This is a genomic window from Roseateles sp. FW305-36, assembly GCF_058787015.1.
This window is the reverse complement of sequence record NZ_JBYSZK010000009.1, coordinates 1-18072: the sequence shown is the minus strand read 5'-3', so window position 1 is coordinate 18072 and position 18072 is coordinate 1. Positions and strand designations below refer to the sequence as shown.

Annotated in this window: 16 protein-coding genes; 10 read left to right on the top strand and 6 right to left on the bottom strand. The window is 69.9% G+C overall.

Annotated features, from left to right (window positions below; translation table 11 throughout):
* Window positions 1-54: 54 nt before the first annotated feature.
* The 5 genes from AC3WOE_RS17235 to pssA all read left to right on the top strand — a co-directional run bounded on the left by AC3WOE_RS17235 (window position 55) and on the right by pssA (window position 3739).
* Window positions 55-753 carry a hypothetical protein gene (locus tag AC3WOE_RS17235; protein WP_492692150.1) on the top strand — a complete coding sequence of 233 codons (699 nt, stop codon included), beginning with the start codon at window positions 55-57 and terminating at the stop codon, window positions 751-753.
* Window positions 754-824: 71 nt separating this feature from the next.
* Window positions 825-1100, top strand: a complete 276-nt coding sequence (locus AC3WOE_RS17230; protein ID WP_492692149.1) for a hypothetical protein — start codon at window positions 825-827, stop codon at window positions 1098-1100.
* The gene (locus tag AC3WOE_RS17225) at window positions 1094-1999 is read left to right on the top strand and encodes an HprK-related kinase A (protein ID WP_492692147.1); all 906 of its coding nucleotides are present in this window, start codon (window positions 1094-1096) and stop codon (window positions 1997-1999) included. The genes AC3WOE_RS17230 and AC3WOE_RS17225 overlap by 7 nt, the downstream gene beginning before the upstream one ends.
* Window positions 2000-2046: 47 nt before the next feature.
* A complete protein-coding gene (locus tag AC3WOE_RS17220; protein ID WP_492692145.1) occupies window positions 2047-3111 on the top strand; it encodes a nucleotidyltransferase domain-containing protein in 1065 nt (354 codons plus the stop codon).
* A 10-nt stretch (window positions 3112-3121) separates the two neighbouring features.
* Window positions 3122-3739 (top strand): CDP-diacylglycerol--serine O-phosphatidyltransferase, encoded by a 618-nt coding sequence (gene pssA / locus AC3WOE_RS17215; protein WP_492692144.1) that lies wholly within the window; start codon window positions 3122-3124, stop codon window positions 3737-3739.
* Here the strand turns inward: pssA and AC3WOE_RS17210 are convergent.
* Entirely contained in the window at window positions 3736-3960 is a 225-nt protein-coding gene (locus AC3WOE_RS17210) for a hypothetical protein (RefSeq protein ID WP_492692142.1), read from the bottom strand. The two genes, pssA and AC3WOE_RS17210, sit on opposite strands and share 4 nt — an antisense overlap.
* A gap of 297 nt (window positions 3961-4257) precedes the next feature.
* On the opposite strand from AC3WOE_RS17210, the gene AC3WOE_RS17205 reads away from it, so the two are divergent.
* Entirely contained in the window at window positions 4258-4431 is a 174-nt protein-coding gene (locus AC3WOE_RS17205; RefSeq protein ID WP_492692141.1) for a hypothetical protein, read from the top strand.
* Here the strand turns inward: AC3WOE_RS17205 and AC3WOE_RS17200 are convergent, their stop codons facing one another.
* Window positions 4432-5349: a LysR family transcriptional regulator ArgP gene (locus AC3WOE_RS17200; protein ID WP_492692139.1), complete on the bottom strand. Its 918-nt coding sequence runs from the start codon at window positions 5347-5349 to the stop codon at window positions 4432-4434.
* 73 nt (window positions 5350-5422) lie between these two features.
* On the opposite strand from AC3WOE_RS17200, the gene AC3WOE_RS17195 reads away from it, so the two are divergent.
* Entirely contained in the window at window positions 5423-6061 is a 639-nt protein-coding gene (locus AC3WOE_RS17195) for a LysE/ArgO family amino acid transporter (protein WP_492692138.1), read from the top strand.
* A gap of 17 nt (window positions 6062-6078) precedes the next feature.
* Entirely contained in the window at window positions 6079-7356 is a 1278-nt protein-coding gene (locus AC3WOE_RS17190) for a D-amino acid dehydrogenase (RefSeq protein WP_492692136.1), read from the top strand.
* On the opposite strand, the gene prsT is transcribed toward AC3WOE_RS17190, so the two are convergent.
* On the bottom strand, window positions 7353-10139 hold the full coding sequence (gene prsT, locus AC3WOE_RS17185) for an XrtA/PEP-CTERM system TPR-repeat protein PrsT (RefSeq protein ID WP_492692135.1): 2787 nt from the start codon (window positions 10137-10139) through the stop codon (window positions 7353-7355). The genes AC3WOE_RS17190 and prsT overlap by 4 nt on opposite strands.
* Before the next feature lie 89 nt (window positions 10140-10228).
* Here prsT and AC3WOE_RS17180 point away from each other — a divergent pair, with 89 nt between their 5' ends.
* Window positions 10229-11512, top strand: a complete 1284-nt coding sequence (locus AC3WOE_RS17180; protein ID WP_492692133.1) for an Hsp70 family protein — start codon at window positions 10229-10231, stop codon at window positions 11510-11512.
* On the opposite strand, the gene AC3WOE_RS17175 is transcribed toward AC3WOE_RS17180, so the two are convergent.
* On the bottom strand, window positions 11430-12179 hold the full coding sequence (locus AC3WOE_RS17175; RefSeq protein ID WP_492692131.1) for a YecA/YgfB family protein: 750 nt from the start codon (window positions 12177-12179) through the stop codon (window positions 11430-11432). The two genes, AC3WOE_RS17180 and AC3WOE_RS17175, sit on opposite strands and share 83 nt — an antisense overlap.
* Window positions 12180-12597: 418 nt before the next feature.
* On the opposite strand from AC3WOE_RS17175, the gene AC3WOE_RS17170 reads away from it, so the two are divergent.
* Window positions 12598-14763 (top strand): putative bifunctional diguanylate cyclase/phosphodiesterase, encoded by a 2166-nt coding sequence (locus tag AC3WOE_RS17170; RefSeq protein WP_492692130.1) that lies wholly within the window; start codon window positions 12598-12600, stop codon window positions 14761-14763.
* On the opposite strand, the gene gshA is transcribed toward AC3WOE_RS17170, so the two are convergent.
* Both gshA and AC3WOE_RS17160 read right to left on the bottom strand, forming a co-directional pair.
* Window positions 14760-16253, bottom strand: coding sequence for a glutamate--cysteine ligase (gene gshA, locus AC3WOE_RS17165; protein WP_492692128.1), 1494 nt, complete (start codon window positions 16251-16253; stop codon window positions 14760-14762). The genes AC3WOE_RS17170 and gshA overlap by 4 nt on opposite strands.
* A gap of 46 nt (window positions 16254-16299) precedes the next feature.
* Window positions 16300-17958: a SulP family inorganic anion transporter gene (locus AC3WOE_RS17160; protein ID WP_492692127.1), complete on the bottom strand. Its 1659-nt coding sequence runs from the start codon at window positions 17956-17958 to the stop codon at window positions 16300-16302.
* Between the last annotated feature and the right edge of the window lie 114 nt (window positions 17959-18072).

Sequence of the window (18072 nt, the reverse complement as noted above, 5' to 3'; positions counted from 1 at the left end):
AGGGGAGTTGCTCCCTAGTCTGGTGCAACAAAAATCGACACGAGGCCCACTGTCATGAGCGAACGCCAGATCAACGACCCGCAGTCGACGCCCCAGGCGCCGACCGTCGACGCGTCTCGTCGGCGATTCGCAAAGGCGGGCGCGGCGACCCCGGTCGTGCTGGGCAGCCTGCTGAGCAAGCCCGCCTTGGCCACCCAGCCCTATAACTGCACCATTTCGGGGCAGATGTCGGGTAATGCGTCGCCGCGCCCCGGCGCGGTCGACTGCAAGACCCTCGGCAAATCGCCGGGCTACTGGAAGAACGCCAGCAGCTGGCCGGCCGGCACGCTGAAGGGCAGTGCACCCGACTCAGCCTGCAGCTTTGGCGGCAACAAGGGCACCGCCTTCAACGGTTTTATCAGCGGCGGCCAGACGTTGATGGATGCTTTCCGCTACAAGAGCGAAGCGTCGGGCTGCAACTGCTACGGCTTGCGCGATCCGGCGTTCCCGAGCTGCGCCGGCAAGGCCACCATGCTGCAGGTGCTGAACACGCCTGGCGGCCTGAACGACACCATGATCTATGCGCTGGGTCGCTCTACCGTGGCCACCATCCTGAATTCGCTGAACGTCGGCACCGACTACCCGATCACCGTCGCCCAGGCCATCAAGATGTTCAATGCCGTGGCGCCGTTGGGTGGCAAATACCAGGTCAACCCGACGGTTCAATGGGACGCCAACCAGGTCCTGGCTTACTTCCAGAGCCTGTACTCCTGAGCACTGGCACCGTCGGTGTGACACTTCGGGCGTCCCTAGCGACGCCCGAATTCATTTCTGCCCACGACGCCGTGACCCTCTCCGATCCCGTGCCGATGCCGCGATGGACGCTCACCTACGGGGCCGACCTGTCGATCCGGGTCTGGGATGACGACTGCCTGGTGCACCACGCCCTGTCCAATGACACCCACCGTCTGGCGGCCTGGCTCGCGCCTGCGCTGAGGCGCCTCGCCGAGCAGCCTCCCGCCTCGCTGGACGAACTGGCGGCACTGATGGAAGCGGACCGGGAAATGGCCGCCGACGCCTTGCAGCAGCTGGAACAACTGCTGCTGGTGCAGCAATGCTGACGATCGGCAGGCTGTCGCCGGCCGAGCTGGGTCGGAGGCTTCGTGCCGGACTGACACTGCGAACCGGCCCTTTCGCCTACCGCATCCACAGCAGTTGCGCCCCCGTGGCGGCCGGCCTGGCGACGCTGTACGCCGACTTCGAAGTCGAGGCCGAGAACGGCATTGCTGACTTCCACGTGCATGTCCGCCCCGTCACGGGCATACGCCGCTGGGTGGGAGCCCAGGTGGAGTTCCGGCTGGACCAGCACAGCCCCTTTCTGCCCTTGCCGGCCGATCACGCCTTCGCGCTGCTGGAGTGGGGCATGAACTGGTGCCTGGCCAGCCAGGCCAACCACTATCTGCTTTTCCATGCGGCCGTCCTCGAGAGGAACGGCCAATGCCTGGTGCTGCCTGGCGACCCGGGCGCCGGCAAGAGCACGTTGACGGCCGCGCTGATGCTGTCCGGCTGGCGCCTGCTGTCCGATGAAATGGCCATGATCGACCGGCATGACGGCAGCGTCACGCCGCTGGCCCGCCCGGTCAGCTTGAAGAACCAGTCCATCGACGTGATTCGCAGCTTCGCGCCGCAGGCCGTGCTGGGCGAGGCCGCGCTGGACACCCACAAGGGCACGGTCTCACACCTGCGCCCCTCGGCCGCCAGCGTGGCAGGCCGCCAGCAGCCCGCTCGCCCGACGCAGCTGATCTTCCCGCGCTGGCGCGCCGGCTCGGCAACCCAGCTGACGCCTGTTCCCAAGGCACAAGCCTTCGAAAGGCTGGCGGGCCACGCCTTCAACTACAGCCTGCTGGGGCGGCTGGGGTTCGAGCTGACGGCGTCGCTGATCGACACCAGCCACTGCTGGGATTTCGGCTATTCCGATCTCAACGATGGACTGGCCGCCCTGGACGCGCTGAAGTCATGACGCCGGCCTGGACTCCGCTGCTCCGCTCGCTGAGGGACCCGGCCTGCATGGCCGCCCACGACGACGCCACCTGGGATCTGCTGATGCGCCAGGCCTTGTCGGCCGGCCTGCTGGCCCGGCTGGGCGCGCTGGCCCGGGAAGCCGGCGTCGAGCCCGTGCTGCCTCTGCCGGTGCGCCGCCAGATGCGTGCGCTGCTCGCCTTGTCCGAAGAGCAGCAACGCGCCGTCCGCTGGGAACTGGTGCTGCTGACGCGCGACCTGGCCGCCCTGCCCGGCCCCGTGCTGCTGCTCAAGGGCGCGGCCTATGTCGCCGGCAGCCTTCCGCCGGCCGCCGGGCGGCTGTTCTCGGACATCGACATCCTGGTGTCGCGTGAGCAGCTCGACGAGGCCGAAGCCGCGCTGATGCTGGGCGGCTGGGTCAGCGCCGCAGGGACGAGCTATGACGAGCGCTACTACCGCCAGTGGATGCATGAGCTGCCACCCATGGTGCATCTGCGCCGCCAGACCAATCTGGACCTGCACCACAACATCCTGCCCCTGACGGCACGCATCAAGACCCACAGCGCACCGCTGCTGGCCGCGGCGCAGCCCGTCGCCGAGTTCCCGCGCTTCAGCGTGCCTTCGCCGGCCGATCAGGTCCTGCACAGCGCGACGCATCTGCTGCATGAAGGCGAATGGGGGCACGGCCTGCGCGATCTGGTCGACCTCGACAGCCTCTTGCGCCGCTATGCGACCGGGCCTGGATTCTGGGACGCCCTGCTCGCCCGCGCCGCCGAACTTTCGCTGGGCCGCCCGCTCTTCTACGGGCTGAGCCTGTGCCGCCAGTACCTGCACACGCCCGTCCCCGACGAAGCGCTGCAGCAATGCCCGGCCCGGCCCGGGCCGCTGCTGCGCGGGCTGATGCAGCCCCTGTTCCGACGCGCCCTGACCGGCGCCCACCGCGGCTCCACAGCCCCAGGAACGCGGATTGCCGAATTTGTGCTTTATGTTCGCAGCCACTACCTTCGCATGCCGCTGCACCTGCTGCTGCCTCATCTCATCGTGAAAGCATTCAAACGACCGCCAGCCAGCCCGTCGCAGCGTGAAGACGTCGACACGGCCGAACAGCGCTGAGGCAAGCCACATGGACAAACCCAAGCCGTTTTCGATGATCCGCGAGTTCCATCTCGCCGACTGGTTCACCCTAGGCAATGCCTGCGCCGGCATGGGGGCGCTGTTCGCCGTGATGAGCTTTCTGCAGAGTGGCGAGCGCCATCACCTGCAATACGCCTGCGCGCTGATCCCGCTGGCCCTGGCCTTCGACGTGCTGGACGGCCGCATCGCACGCTGGCGCCAGAAGAGTTCGGCCCTGGGTCGCGAGCTGGACTCGCTGGCCGACATCATTTCCTTCGGCGTCGCGCCGGCCGCCATTGCCTATGGCTGCGGCATGCAGGGTCTGTACGACCGCATCGTGCTGGTGTTCTTCGTCGCCTGCGGCGTCAGCCGGCTGGCACGCTACAACGTGACGGCCGAGAAGCTCAGTGCCGGCTCGGACAAGGTGGCGTATTTCGAGGGGACGCCCATCCCGACATCCATGCTGCTCGTGGCGGTGCTTTGGGTGGCCGCGGCTCAAGGGGCCGTCGGCGAGGCGCTGTGGGGCGGCGTGTGGTGGCTGGGAGGCTTTCGCCTGCACCCGCTGGTGCTGATGTTCGCGCTGTCGGGCTCGTTGATGGTGAGCCGGATCCGGATTCCGAAGCTTTAGGCGGCGGTGCGGCGCGACAGCCAGCTCAAGGGCGATTCCTGCTGGGCGTGACCCGACTGGGATTCGAGGAAATCGTTGGACGTCTGGCTGCGGTACTCGCTGATGCCACCACCATCGAGGCAGGCGTCCAGACCGAAAGCGGTGCCGAGGTCGGCCGGATCGGGCTCGCTGCGCGCGGCGACGTCACGGCGGAAGAAACGCAGCGCTGGAACGAATCGCATGGCAACCTCACTCGCTTGACGGGCCGACAACAACATCAACACCGTGAGCCCAGTGTGCGGGATTCGTGTGACAACCGAACCCCTCATCTGTGAGTAAATATTGCCTCTACTGGCATTACCGCACGCCTGCAACGCCTGTTTTTCCCAGTAGCGACGGGCCTTTCCGGCCGGCGCCCCCAATCCGAGGGGGTCGTTGCGCTTTTGCAATTCTTTTCTGCGCCTCCCTAGAGCTCAGGATAGGTTCGCAAGCTTCGGCGCTTAAGCTGCGCCACCTCCCAAGCCCCCCCGGCTTCGCGCATGAGTTCAGAATTGTTGAAGTGGGTCGCAAGTGCCCTGATTGCGGCCGTGCTCGCCAGCACCTTGTGGATGGCCCAGGCCATCCATCCCGAGCAGGGTGGCGCCAGCCTGATGCTGGCCCAGGCCGCCGCGCCCGCCGCTGCCGCCTCGGCGCCGACCACGGCCACGCGCTGATCAAGCCAGCGCGATCCTGGCGCCGTCGGCCAGCGCCTCGCCGATCTGGTCGAGCAGCGCCCCCCGCCCCTGCAACTGCCATTGATGCCAGTACAGCGCCACGTCGACGCCGATCTCGGGCCTGAGCATGACGAGCCGCCCCGCCTCGACCAGCGGACGCACCTGGATCTCGGGCGCCACACCCACGCCCCACCCCATGGCGGCGGCCCGCACATAGGCTTCGCTGGACGGCACGAAGCGCTCGCGCAGCCTGGGCGCGCGCACGCCGAAGGCCTGTGAAACCCACTGCGCCTGGGTGTCGTCCTTGCGGTTGAAGACGAGGAAGGGCGTGTCGGCGAAATTGCCGGCGTGCAGGCCCTGGATGGGGTCGTTCTGCAGCTGCGCCGCCAGGAAGCCCGGGCTCGCCACCGCCACGTAGCGCATCACCCCCAGGGCCTGCACGCGGCAGCCCTGCAAGGCCTCGGCCACCGTCGACATGCAGCCCAGCACCGCGCCCTGGCGCAGGCTGTCGTGGGTGAAGTCCTGGTCGTCGACGACGAGTTCCAGCCCGTAGCCCTCGCGCAGGCCGCGCTGCACCAGGGCATCCAGCGCCGTCGGTACCCAGGTCGCCAGGCTGTCGGCATTGACGGCGATGGCCAGGCGCGATTGCGGCGCGACGCGCTCGCCCAGCTCCCGCGCCACGTCCACCCGCAAGGCCTGCAGCTGCCGGGCGAAGCGCAACAGCACCTTGCCGGCTTCGGTCAGGCGCAGCGGCCTCGATCGCACCACCAGCGGCTGGCCCACCTGGGTCTCCAGCGCGCGCAAGCGCTGCGAGACGGCGCTCTGCGTGATGGACAGACGCTGGGCCGCGCGCTCGAAGCCCTGCTCGTCGGCCAGGGCCGCCAGGCAGTCGAGCGCAGCGGGATCGAACTCGTTCATAAGCTTCGCTAATGTACGGCGAATAATATGAATGACTCTTCTTGAATCGCGGCCATCTGCCGAGAATCCGCCGATGCCCGCCGCTGCCCTGGCCTCTTCGACCGCGCCTGCCGTTTTCGCGCAGGGCTGGGCCATGGGTGCCGGCCTCATCCTGGCCATCGGCGCACAGAACGCGCTGGTGCTGCGCCAGGGACTCAAGCGCGAGCATGTGGGCGCCGTCGTCGCGGTCTGCACGCTGTCGGACTGGCTGCTGATTGCCCTGGGGGTCTTCGGCCTTGGCGCCCTCATCCAAGGCCAGCCCCTGCTGCTGGAAGTCTTCCGCTTCGGTGGCGCCGCCTTCCTGCTCGGCTATGCGCTGCTCGCGGCCCGCCGTGCGTGGCGACCGGCGGCCGGCCTGGACGCCGCCGGCCCCGCCTCCAGCCTTGGTGCCACGCTGTCGGCCGCCTTCGCCTTCACCTATCTGAATCCCCACGTCTACCTGGACACCGTCGTGCTGCTCGGCGGCCTGGGCGCGCGTCAGCCGGCGGAACTGCGGGCGGCCTTCGCCCTGGGCGCCGGCGTCGCGTCGGCCATGTGGTTCGGCCTGCTGGGCTTTGGCGCGGCCGCCGCGGCGCCACGGTTGCGCAGCGCCCACACCTGGCGGGTCATCGATGCCCTGGTCGCTTTGCTGATGACCGCGCTGGGTCTACAACTCCTCCTGCAACCCCTCTAAGAACTCGAAGGATCGCCATGAAGATCGTCGTTCTCGGCGCCGGCATCATCGGTATCGCCACCGCCTGGTATCTGCTCGACGAGGGGCATGAGGTCATCGTCGTGGACCGCCAGCCGGACGCCGCGCTGGAGACCAGCTTCGCCAACGGCGCCCAGATCTCGGTCAGCTTCTGCGAGCCCTGGGCCAATGCCGGCGCACCGTTCAAGGTCGCCAAATGGCTGCTGCGCGACGACTCGCCGCTGCTGTTCCGTCCCAGCCTGGACCCCAACCAGTGGCGCTGGGGCCTGGCCTTCCTGATGCAGTGCACGACCGCGGCCTTCGAGCGCAACGTCGAGGAGCTGGTGCAGCTGGGCCGCTACTCGCACGCCTCGCTGAAGGAGCTGGTGGCGCGCACCGGCATCGAGTACGACCGCCTGGAGCGCGGCATCCTGCACTTCTTCTCCAGCCAGGCCGACTTCGACAGCGGCGCGGCCGGTGCCGAGATCATGCGTCGCCACGGCGTCGACCGCCGCGTGCTGGGCCGCGAGGAGGTGCTCAAGGTCGAGCCGGCCCTGGCCGCCTTCGGCAGCCGCATCTTCGGCGGCACCTTCACGCCCAGCGACGAGAGCGGCGACGCCATGGTCTTCACGCAGAAGCTGGCCCGGCTGTGCGCCGAACGCGGCGCGCAGTTCCTGTACGAGCACGACATCCTGGGTCTGCAGCGCGGCGGTGACGGCATCGAGGCCGTGCAGATCGCCCACACGCGCAGCGGCGAGCGCAAGATGCTGAAGGCGGACGCCTTCGTCGCGGCCATGGGCTCCTACACGCCCGAGCTGGTGAAACCGCTGGGTGAGCACCTCAACATCTATCCCGCCAAGGGCTACTCGGCCACGCTGCGCCTGAAGAAGCCCGAGGCCGCCAGCGTCGTCAGCCTGCTGGACGACACGCGCAAGATCGCCATCTCGCGCCTGGGCGACCACGTCCGCATCGCCGGCACGGCCGAGCTGTCGGGCTTCGACCTCAATCTCGATTCGCCGACGGCCAAGGTGCGCTGCGCGGCCCTGGTCAGGCGCTACGAGGAGCTCTTCCCCGGCGTGGCCGATGCCTCAGAGCCCAACTACTGGACCGGCCTGCGTCCCAGCACGCCGACCAACATCCCCTACATCGGCCGCAGCCGCAAGGCCCGCAACCTGTGGATCAACGCCGGCCACGGCACTCTGGGCTGGACCCACGGCGCCGGCTCGGGCCACGCGATGGCCGAGCTGATCGCCGGCCGAAAGCCGGACATGGCCTTCGGCTTCTACGGCTCCGTTTAAAGCGCCTTCAGCATCGCCTCGACCTGGCCCTGCTGCGGGAACTTCTTGCCCAGCTTGGCCAGGCTCTCGAGCTCGGCCTTGGCCGCCGCCTTGTCGCCGGACTGGATCAGGATCTGCGCCAGGTTGAGCTTGTAGCTCGGCTGGTCCGGCTGGTCGCTGATCAGCTGGCGCTGCAGGCTGATGGCCTTGCTGTAGTCCTTCTCGTTGGCCAGCACGGTGGCGTAGGTGTCGCGCAGGGCTGCGTAGTCGGGATTGAGCTTGAGGCCGCGCTCGGCCAGGGCACGCGCTTCGGGCTTGCCGGTCTTGCTGCGCAGCCAGGCCACGTTGTTGATGACGGGCAGTGCGTCGGGTGCGCGCTTGAGCAAGGCTTCGTAGCGGGTCAGCGCCTGATCCAGTTCACCGCGGGCCAGCAGCACGTCGGCGGTGGCCGCCGCGAAGGCCTGGTCCTGGGGATGAGCGGCCAGCCACTGGGTCTCGAAGGCCAGCGCTTCGTCGCGCTTCTTGGCCAGCATCAGCACCGCGAACAGGCGCGCCGGGGCGTCGCCGGAGTCGCGCAGGACGACAGCCTTGCGCAGCGCGGCGATGGCGGCGTCGGGATGCTGGCGGCTGGCCTCGATTTCCGCCTCCGCGACCAGCGCATAGGCTTCCTGCGGGTGCTTCTTCTGGCGTTCGCGCAGGCTCGCCAGAGCCTCGTCGAAGCGCCCCTGACGGGCGGCGAGCTGGATCAGCAGGCGCTCGGCCGCCACGGAGCTCGAATCGGCCTCCAGCGCACGCTTGACCTCGCGCTCGGCCCCCGCATAGTCCTGCTCGATATAGCGCAACTGGGCCAGGCCCAGCCAGCCCTGGGCGCGCGTCGGCGCCATCACGGTCACGCGCGCATAGGTCTTGGCCGCCTGGGCCTTGTCGCCCGCCGCGAGCTGGGTGCGGGCCAGGCGCTCCATCAGGTCGACGTTCAGCGGCAGGGCGGCCGAGCCCTCCTGGGCCGCCTGGCCTGCCTTGGCGAGCTCGCCCAGGCGCAGGTATTGGTCGATCAGCGCCAGGCGCAGGCCGGCCTCGGTCGGCTCCTCGCGCACGCCGGTGGCCAGCACGTCGGTGATGCGCTCGGACGGCGCGCGCGTCTGCATCAGCAGGTCGGCCAGCGCCATGCGGGCCTGGGCCGAATGCGGCTGGGTGGTGACAAAGCCTTCCAGCCGCTTGACGGCGGCGTCGTTGCGGTTGGCCTGCATGTCCAGGGCCACCAGGCCCAGCACGGCCGGCAGATAGCCGGCATCGGCCTTCAGCGCCGCTTCGAAGGCCGCCTGGGCCGCCGCGTTGTCCTTGCGAACGAGGTGGATGCGGCCGCGCAGGCCGTCCGGCACCGGGCTGCCCTGCATCTTGGGCGCCAGCTTGTCCAGGGCCGCGAGGGCGGCGGGCATCTCATTGCGCCGGATCAGCGCATTGATCAGCATCAGGTCGTAGTTGCTGCCGCTGTCCTTGGCGGCGATGTCGCGCAGCTGGGCGATGGCGGCATCGGCCTTGGCGCGGTTGGCGCCACCGGGGGAGGCGCTGTCGCGCGCGATGGCCGACAGGGCCAGGGCGGCGGCGGTCTTGGCGTCGTCGGGACGCAGCTTGGCGGCGGCGGCGAAGGCCTGGTCGGCCGCCTCGAAATTGCCCTGCATCAGCTGGGCCTTGCCGGCCAGCAGCAGCGTGTCGGCATCGGCCTTGGCGGTCTCCAACACGGGGCGCAGCGTCTCCAGCGTCTTGGCCGGGGCGCGCCGCTGCAGCTGCAGGCCCGCGAACTGACGGCGCAGCGCCAGATCCTCCGGCGCCAGCTTGATGGCCTGGTTGAGCAGGTTCTCGGCGTCGGCGATCTCGCCCAGCTGCTGGTGGGCGCCCGAGGCCAGGCGCAGCAGCGGCAGGTAGTTGGGCATCAGCTTCAGAAGCGGCAAGGACAGTTCCTTGGCCTTGGCCGCATCGCCCTTGGCCAGGGCGAGCTGAGCTTGCATGAAGCGGCCCTGGGGCTTCTTGGCCAGCTCCGGCGGCATCTCCTCGACCAGCTTGGTGGCGACGTCGAGCTTCTGACGGCCGAAGGCCAGACGCAGCAGCAGCGAGCGCGCGTCATAGGAGCCCGGCTCCAGCGCCAGCACCTGGCGCAGCAGCGGCTCGGCATCGTCGAGCTTGCCGCGCGACAGCAGCACCTCGGCCTTGAGCTGCAGGGCCCTGGCGGCCTTGGGGTTCTTCAGGATGACCTGGTCAAGGGCGGCGATGGCCTCCTCCGGGAAGCCGGCCGCCAGCTTGGTGCGCGCGCCGACGATGATGGCGTCCTCGGAGTCGGGCTGCAACTGCAGCGCGCGCCCGGAGGCTGCCTTGGCCTCGCTGACATTGCCCTGGGCCAGGAAGGCCAGCGCCAGATACTGCTGCAGCGTCGACTGCGCCTTGGGATCGGCCAGGGTCTGGTCGGAAAACTCGCCGATCAGCTTGCGCGACTGGCCCGACAGCAGCAGGGTCTGCGCCAGCAGCGGCGCCAGTTCGTCACGCGGCGCGCCCAGCTCCCAGGCTCGACGCAATTCGATTTCGGCACCGGCCACGTCACCGCTCTCCAGCAGCGCCTTGCCCAGCAAGTGGCGGCCGTTGGCGTTCTCGGGGCTCTGCTGCAGCAGGTTCTTCAGCTCGATGACGGCACCGTTGACGTCCTTCTGCTCCATGCGCTTTTGCGCAGCAGCGAGCAGGTCCTGCTCGGAGCGTTGACCGCAGGCGACCAGCGCGGCGACCAGCAGCAGGGGGGCGAAATGACGCGTCTTCATTGAATCTCCCAAATCAGGCGCGCGATTGTGTTCCTAGAATCCGCGCCCCTCGTCAGTGAAGCCCCCAGGGGATGATTCGGTGTGACGTCATGAACACCTCACTCAATTTCTGCGCCATCGACTTCGGCACGTCGAATTCGGCCGTCGCCGTGCCCCAGGCCGACGGCCGCATGCGCCTCATCGAGCTGGAGCCCGGCCAGCGCACCATGCCCACGGCCGTCTTCTATTACGCCGAGGGCCCGCACGACATCGACGGCCCGCCGCGCGCTTTCGGGCGCGCCGCCGTGGCCGCCTACGTGGACGGCCACGACGGCCGGCTGATGCGCTCGATGAAGAGCATCCTGGGCTCGCCGCTGATCGACCAGACCACCGATGTCGGGGGGGGGCGGGGTGCCAAATATGCGGACATCGTGGCGGGCTATCTGAAGCGCCTGCGCCGCCTGGCCGGCGAACCCGAGCGTGCGGTGCTGGGTCGGCCGGTGTTCTTCGTCGACGGCGAGCCCGAGCGCGACTCAGCCGCCCAGGCCCAGTTGGAGGCCTGCGCCCGCGCGGTGGGCTTCCGCGAGGTGCAGTTCCAGTACGAGCCCATCGCGGCGGCCTTCGACTTCGAGCAGCAGACCACGCGCGAGCAGGTCGTGCTGGTGGCCGACATCGGCGGTGGCACCAGCGACTTCTCCATCGTGCGCGTCGGCCCCGAGCGCATGCAGCGCCTGGCGCGCCGCGACGACATCCTGGCCAGCCACGGCGTCCACATCGCCGGCACCGACTTCGACCGCCACATCGAGCTGGCCGGCCTGCTGCAGGAGTTCGGCTACCGCGCCACGGGGCCCAGCGGCCGCGAGGTCCCCAGCGGCATCTACTTCGACCTCGCCACCTGGCACCTCATCAACACCTGCTACTCGCCGCTGCGCGTGGCCGAATGGCGGGGCATGAAGAGCTGGTTCAACGACGTGCGCCAGCATGCCCGGCTGATGACGGTGCTGGAGGAACGCCTGGGCCACGAGCTGGCCGCGCGCGCCGAAGGCGCCAAGATCGCCGTCTCCGGCGGCGCGGACACGACGGTGGACCTGGGCCACGTCGAGCCCGGCCTGGTGCTGCCGCTGAGCGAGAAGACCGCCGTGGATGCGCTGCGCGCCGACCTGGATCGCATCATCGCGACCGCCCACGAGACCGTCGCCATGGCCGGGCTGAAGCCCGCACAGATCGACGCCCTCTACTTCACCGGCGGCTCGACGGGCCTGCGCCTGCTGGTGGACGGCATGGCCGCCGGCTTCCCGCAGGCCGCGCGCGTCAGCGGCGACCGGTTTGCTTCGGTCGCGACCGGGCTGGGCCTGCACGCCCAGCGGGTTTTTGCGCCTGCGGTGAATCGCTAGTGCCCCCACGGCCGGGCTCGCCCGACCTGCCCCCCGCGGGGGCGCGGGCGCCTTGGGAACGGCCCGGCGCCGCCCGGAGCGGCCGCGACACGTCGGCCAGCATCAACACCGCGCTGACCAGGCCCTCGACCGCCTCTTCCAGATCGGCCGGCGGCTCCAGGGATTCGATCTCCTCCAGCAGCGCGTCGGCGTCCTCGAGGTCGTCAGGGTCCAGGTGCAGATAAATCGCCGCCAGCGGCTCCAGCAGCGGCTCCTCGGGCCCGCGCATCAGGGCCGGATGGGCGTCCAGCGCATGGGCGAAGCCGGCCACCCAGGGCAGCACCGTCTCGCTGGGGTTCTCGACCTCGTCGAGTTCGAAGATCCAGGGGTCGAACCATTGCCGGCCGGCGATGGCGACATTGAGCTCCTTGTGGCGGCGGCGCAGCAGGGCCAGCAGCTCGTCGTTGAGCCGCGCCGGCGTTGGCCGGCCTTCGCTGTCCAGCAGCGGGGGCAGCCAGGCGTTCAGCGGCACGGCCTCGGGCTGCAGCAGCACGCCGCAGAGATAGCCGTCGAGCATGCTGACGTCCAGCGGCTCCAGCGGCGCCGGCAACGCGTCCAGCAGGGCCTGCAGGCGCTCCAGTTCGGCTTCGGAGAAGGATTCGGCGGCGGGGTGCTGGGGGGCGGACATAGCTGCTGATTTTGCGGGACAGACCTTGGAGCGACGCGAGAAGCTCTGTCCCCAACTGGCCGAAAGCGGCAGGCGCAAGTGAATATTGCCCACCTCGGCACCGAGCGGCCGCCTACAGTGACTCCATCCCAACGACGCCCTCACCCGAGGGCTTCACGACCCGGCAGTTCGCTGACCGGGTCTTTTTTTGCCGGTCGCGGGGCATCCATCTCGCTGGCGCGAGCTGCTCGGCGCTGGAGCGCCGGGGCCTGGCGGCCCTGTGCCCAGAGGCCCGTCCGCGCCTGGAGGCGCGAGGTCGGTCACGCGGCCCATGGCGCGAGGTCGGTCCGGGTTTGAGGGCGAAGAGTTCCGGCAGCCCTTCACGCCCGGCGTGAGGTGGGGCGGCTCAATCTTGCGTTGAGCTTTCATACTGCCAGGCATGACCGCCGCCGTTCTCGCGCTGCGCTTCGACCCGGCGGTCGTGGTGCTGTCCTACCTGACCGCCGCCTTCGCCTCCTATGTGGCGCTGGACCTGGCCCAGCGCGTGCGCACGCCCGATGCACTGGTCGCGCGCACCTGGTGGATCGCCGGCTCGCTGTCCATGGGCACCGGCATCTGGGCCATGCATTTCGTCGGCATGCTGGCCCTGAAGCTGCCGTTTCTGGTCGGCTACGACACCGCCGTCACCCTGTTGAGCTGGCTGGCCGCCGTGGGCGTGTCGGCCATTGCCCTGCGCGTCGCGGCCGAGGAGACGCTGACCCCCGCTCGCCTGGCCCTGGGCGCCGTCAGCATGGGTGCCGGCATCTGCGCCATGCACTACACCGGCATGGCCGCCCTGGTGCTGGCCCCCGGCATCCAGTGGAACTGGACGCTGGTGGCCGCCTCGGCCGCCGTGGCCACCGGCGCCGCCTCCGCCGCCCTGGTCATCTTCTTCGGCCTGCGCCGGCTGCCCCGCGCCTGGGCCCGCTGGGGCCAGCTCGGCGCGGCCCTCGTCATGGGCGCGGCCGTGGCCGGCATGCACTACACAGGCATGGCCGCCGCCGGCATCGCCGAGGGCTCGGTCTGCCTCAGCGCCGACGCGCTGCGCGGCGACAACCTCGGCAACCTCGTCGTCGGCGCCACCTTCGCCCTGCTGCTGCTGACCCTCATCACCTCGGCGCTGGACGCTCGCAGCCAGCGCCACACCAACCGGCTGCAGCAGTCCCTGCAGGCCGCCACGACGGAACTGCAGCAACTGGCCCTGTGCGACCCGCTGACCGGCCTGGCCAACCGCCAGCTGCTGAACGACCGCCTGCAGCACGCCGCCGCACGCGGCAGGCGCGAAGGCGTGCGGCTGGCGCTGCTGGCCGTCAACCTGGACGGCTTCAAGCCCATCAACGACAGCTTCGGCCTGGCCGCCGGCGACCACGTGCTGCGCGAGACTGCGCGGCGGCTGCAGGGCCTGGCCCGGGGCCACGACACCCTGGCCCGGCTGGCGGCCGATGAATTCGTGCTGGTCGTCGAGAGCGAGGCCAGCGAGACCACGCTGGCGCAGATCGCCCAGCGCCTGCTGGACGCCCTGGCCGAGCCCATGACCGACGTGCCGGGTGCCGGCAGCGCGCCGCTGCGGCTGTCGGCCTCGGTGGGCATCGCCCTGCACGACGGCGACGCGCCAGGCGAGTCCCTGGTGGCGCAGGCGGATTCGGCCGCCCAGTCGGTCAAGCGCGCCGGCGGCAATGGCTTTGCCTTCTTCGAGGCCCATATGCAGGCCGGCGTGCGCGAGCAGGTCGAGCTGGCACGCGACCTGCGCGCCGCCCTGGCCGGCGAGCCCGGTGCCGGCCGCCTGGCCCTGCATTACCAGCCCAAGATCGCCACGCTGGCAGGCGAGGTCACCGGCGTCGAGGCGCTGCTGCGCTGGCAGCACCCGCAGCGCGGCGCCATCAGCCCGGGCGTCTTCATCCCGGTGGCCGAGCGCTTCGGCCTCATCATGCCGCTGGGCGACTGGGTCATCCGGGAATGCTGCCGCCAGGTGGCGTTGTGGCATGAGGCCGGCTTGCTGATGCGCGTGGCCATCAACCTGTCGGTGCAGCAGCTGCGCCAGCCCGATGCGCTGGTGCGGCGCTTCGAGGAGGCGCTGGCCCAGCATGGCGTCGACGCCCGCCACCTGACCTGCGAGATCACCGAATCGGTCGCCATGGACGACGCCTCGGCCACCGAGCGCACGTTGCAGCGCCTGGCCGGCCTCGGCCTGTCGCTGTCCATCGACGACTTCGGCACCGGCTATTCCAGCCTGGCCTATCTGCGCCGCCTGCCGGTGTCGCAGTTGAAGATCGACCGCAGCTTCATCCAGGACCTGGAGACGAGTGCCGACGCCCGCGCCATCGTCAACGCCGTCATCGAGCTGGCCCATGCCCTGGGCCTTCAGGTGGTGGCCGAGGGCGTCGAGACCGAAGGCCAGGCCGAGGTGCTGCGTGGCAAGCGCTGCGACAAGCTGCAGGGCTTTCTGTTCGCCCGCCCCATGCCGGCCGAGGATCTGACCCGCTGGGCCATCGACCAGCGCGCCGCCGAAGACGACCGGCTGCGCTTCAGCCCCTCGGTCTACGCGACGACGGAACCCGTGATCTAGACCGCCATGCGCTCCGGCGCCACATAGAAGCGCCGGAACTCCTCGAAGTCCAGCGTGTCGGCCGCCTCGATGCGCGCCTGCTCGGCCAGCGAATCGGCGGCCATCTTCTCGAAGCGGCGCTGCAGCTCGTCGGTGAAAGGCATGGCCAGCAGGGCCGCGCGCGTCGCGTCGCTCTGGCGGCGGATGAAGCCGACATAGCTGTCGTCGAAGTCCTGGGCCATGACGGTCAGCACGCGAGCCGAGGGACAGAGCTCGGGCTTTTGCAGGCGCTCGGCGACACGGCGCAGCGCGGCCCGGTAGGCGTTGCCGCCGTGGGCGGCATCCAGGGCCTCGGCCTGCGCCGCACAGGCGGCGAGGATCTCGCCCGCCCAGTCGGACAAGGACCGTTCACCGCCGCGCCAATGCTCCAGCATCAAACCCGGCTCGCGGCCACGGGCGGCGACGCGGTGCTGGTTGCGGCTGTTGGCGGCGATCTCTTCCGGCGTGTCGTCGGGACTGTCGCTCTTCAGGCAATGCAGCAGGAAGGCGTCCAGCACGCGGATGGTGTCGGCACCGATGCCGACCGGCTCGAAGGGGTCGAGGTCCATCAGCCGCACCTCGATGTATTCGACACCGCGTTCGCGCAGCGCGTGCAGGGGGCGCTCGCCGGAGCGGATCACGCGCTTGGCGCGGATGGTGCTGTAGAACTCGTTCTCGATCTGCAGCAGGCTGGTGGAGAGCTGGTTGTAGTCGCCGCCGGGCGTCTGCACGCCGATGGCCTCGTAGGCTGGGTAGGGCGTGGACAGCGCATCCTGCAGCGAGGCGGCATAGCTTTCCAGGCAGTTGTAGGTGACGGCGATGCTGGACTGGGCGTCGCTCTGGTAGCCCAGCCGCCCCATGCGCAGCGAGGTGGCATGCGGCAGATACAGCGTGTGGCCCGACAGGCGCTGCAGGCCGTGGTCACGGCCGTGCACGAAGCTGTCGCACAGGGCCGGGCTGGCGCCGAAGAGATACAGCAGCAGCCAGCCCTCGCGGCGGAAGTTGCGGATGGCGCCGAAATAGCCTTCCGTCGACACGCCGGGCAGCGACCAGTTGTAGTGGATGCCCGAGATGGTCTGCATGCGCCGGCCATAGCGCTGCCCCAGGCCCATGCGGTAGATGCTCTTGGCGCGGCCGACATTGCTGCTGCCGTAGCGACCGATGGGGATGGTCTCGTCGGCCGGCAGGCCGCAGGGCATGGAGCCCACCCAGAGGCGCTCGTCGGCCAGGGCGCGGTAGACGGCCTGGTGGATCTCGGTAAGCTCGGAGAGGACCTCGTCGACACCGGCATGCACGCCGGTGATGAGCTCCAGCTGCGACTCGCTGTAGTCCGTCGTGATGTGGGGATGGGTCAGGGCCGAGCCCAGGGCGGTGGGATGCGGCGTCAGGGCCAGGCCTCCGCCGACCAGGGCGCGCAGGCTTTCCTTCTCGATGCCACGGCGGATGCCGAGCAATGTCTCTTTGTCGTTCATGGCGTCCGCGGACCGGGAATTGGACCGAAACGGTATCAGAACGGCGTTAAAGCTGCCCTGGAGCGTCGTGGTCAGCCAGACTCGGCCTCAGGGCATGTTCGCCCGCCTGTATGCCTTCGTGGTGGCTGAGGTAGAGGGAGACGTCATGGCGCTCCAGCCAGCCCACGGCCTTCAGCCGGTCCAGCACCGGCCCCTTGACCTCGGAGAACTCCAGCCTCAGCCCCTCGGCCCGCAGCGCCGCGTGCAGGTCCTGCAGGGCCACCAGCCCCGACACGTCGATGTGGTTGACCGGCGCCATCAGCATCAGCACGCGCTGCGGCGCACCGACGCTGGCACGGTGCTCGCGCACATGGGCCAGCACGACGTCGGTCAGGCCGCGTGCATTCGTGAACACCAGGCTCTCGTCGATGCGCAGCCCGACGACCTCGGGCCGGCACTCGACGGCATAGCGTTCGATGTTGCGGTAGTGCTGGGTCCCCGGCACGCGGCCAATGCGGGCCACATGGGGCTGGGCGGTGCGCTGGATCAGCAGCGCGATGGAGCCGACGACGCCGATGGCCAGCGCCGCCGCGATGCTCCAGCACAGCACGGCCAGCGTCACCGCCACCATCAGCAGGCCCTCGGCCCGCGCATAGCGCCAGACCTCGCGATAGGGCTGCAGCGAGAAGCCGCCCAGCACGGCGACGACGATGGTCGCCGCCAGCACCGGCTTGGGCAGATGGGCCAGCGGCTCGGCCAGCAGCAGCATGGCGATGAACATGAAGGCGGCGACGAAGACCAGGCTCCAGCGGCTGGCCGAGCCGGCCTCGTGCAGCAGGATGCTGCGCGAGAAGCTGCCCGCCACCGGCATGCCGCCGCTGACGGAGGCGACCAGGTTGGCCGCCGCCAGGCCACGCAGCTCAGCGGCCGGCAGCAGCTTCTCGCCGCGCCGCTGCGCCAGCGACTCCGACACCGCCAGGCTGGACACAAAGCCCATCAGCCCCACCAGGGCGGCCGACGGCAACAGCTGCAGCCACAGCGCAGCCTCCAGGCGCGGCAGGCCCAGCGGCAAGGCCAGGGAAGGCAGGGCGCCGACCTGGGCCACACCCTGCGCGGCTGGCGTGAAGGCCGACAGGGCCATGGCCGCCACCATCAGCAGCAGCGGCGCCAGGCGTGCCAGCATGCGCGAACCGGCACGGCGCGACAGCAGCAGCAGCGCGACGCCCACCCCGCCCCAGACGGCGCTGGCCACACCGAAGCCCCCCGTCGGGACCGCGCCGAGCAGGGTCGGCAGCGTGAAGCCGGCCGCCGTGCTGCCCAGCAGCACCGGCATCTGGCCGGCCGCGATCATCAGCGTCGCGCCGTTCTCGAAGCCGCGCAGCGCCGGCACCGACAGCAGGCTGGACAGCGCGTCCAGGCGCAGCAGCGCCGCCACGCCCAGCACCAGGCCGACCTCGGCCGCCAGCACCAGGGCTCCTTCGGTGGCGCTGACGTCGGCCGGCAGCGCTCCCAGGGTCTGGGCAATCATCAGCGCCAGCACCGCCACCGGGCCCAGGCCCAGCACCGGGCTGGAACCGAGGGCCGCATAGGCCAGCAGCGGCAACAGGCTGGCGTACAAGCCGACCTGCGGCGGCAGGCCGGCCAGCATGGCGTAGGCCAGGCTCTGCGGGATCAGCAGCACGGCGACGACGGCGCCGGCGATGAGGTCGGCACGCCAGTTGGACATGAAACTCATCGGTGATCGAGACCGCGATTGAATTTTGCGGGCCGAGCGCCGGGCCGCTCCCTAGCCGGCCCGCGCTGGCGATGTGCTTGCGGCTCGATGCCGCAAGCATCGCCG

Coding starts and splice junctions, on each gene's coding strand:
- AC3WOE_RS17235 (WP_492692150.1), top strand. CDS start 55: ATGAGCGAACGCCAGATCAACGACCCGCAGTCGACGCCCCAGGCGCCG.
- AC3WOE_RS17225 (WP_492692147.1), top strand. CDS start 1,094: ATGCTGACGATCGGCAGGCTGTCGCCGGCCGAGCTGGGTCGGAGGCTT.
- AC3WOE_RS17220 (WP_492692145.1), top strand. CDS start 2,047: ATGGCCGCCCACGACGACGCCACCTGGGATCTGCTGATGCGCCAGGCC.
- pssA (WP_492692144.1), top strand. CDS start 3,122: ATGGACAAACCCAAGCCGTTTTCGATGATCCGCGAGTTCCATCTCGCC.
- AC3WOE_RS17210 (WP_492692142.1), bottom strand. CDS start 3,960: ATGCGATTCGTTCCAGCGCTGCGTTTCTTCCGCCGTGACGTCGCCGCG.
- AC3WOE_RS17205 (WP_492692141.1), top strand. CDS start 4,258: ATGAGTTCAGAATTGTTGAAGTGGGTCGCAAGTGCCCTGATTGCGGCC.
- AC3WOE_RS17200 (WP_492692139.1), bottom strand. CDS start 5,349: ATGAACGAGTTCGATCCCGCTGCGCTCGACTGCCTGGCGGCCCTGGCC.
- AC3WOE_RS17195 (WP_492692138.1), top strand. CDS start 5,423: ATGCCCGCCGCTGCCCTGGCCTCTTCGACCGCGCCTGCCGTTTTCGCG.
- AC3WOE_RS17190 (WP_492692136.1), top strand. CDS start 6,079: ATGAAGATCGTCGTTCTCGGCGCCGGCATCATCGGTATCGCCACCGCC.
- prsT (WP_492692135.1), bottom strand. CDS start 10,139: ATGAAGACGCGTCATTTCGCCCCCCTGCTGCTGGTCGCCGCGCTGGTC.
- AC3WOE_RS17180 (WP_492692133.1), top strand. CDS start 10,229: ATGAACACCTCACTCAATTTCTGCGCCATCGACTTCGGCACGTCGAAT.
- AC3WOE_RS17175 (WP_492692131.1), bottom strand. CDS start 12,179: ATGTCCGCCCCCCAGCACCCCGCCGCCGAATCCTTCTCCGAAGCCGAA.
- AC3WOE_RS17170 (WP_492692130.1), top strand. CDS start 12,598: ATGACCGCCGCCGTTCTCGCGCTGCGCTTCGACCCGGCGGTCGTGGTG.
- gshA (WP_492692128.1), bottom strand. CDS start 16,253: ATGAACGACAAAGAGACATTGCTCGGCATCCGCCGTGGCATCGAGAAG.
- AC3WOE_RS17160 (WP_492692127.1), bottom strand. CDS start 17,958: ATGTCCAACTGGCGTGCCGACCTCATCGCCGGCGCCGTCGTCGCCGTG.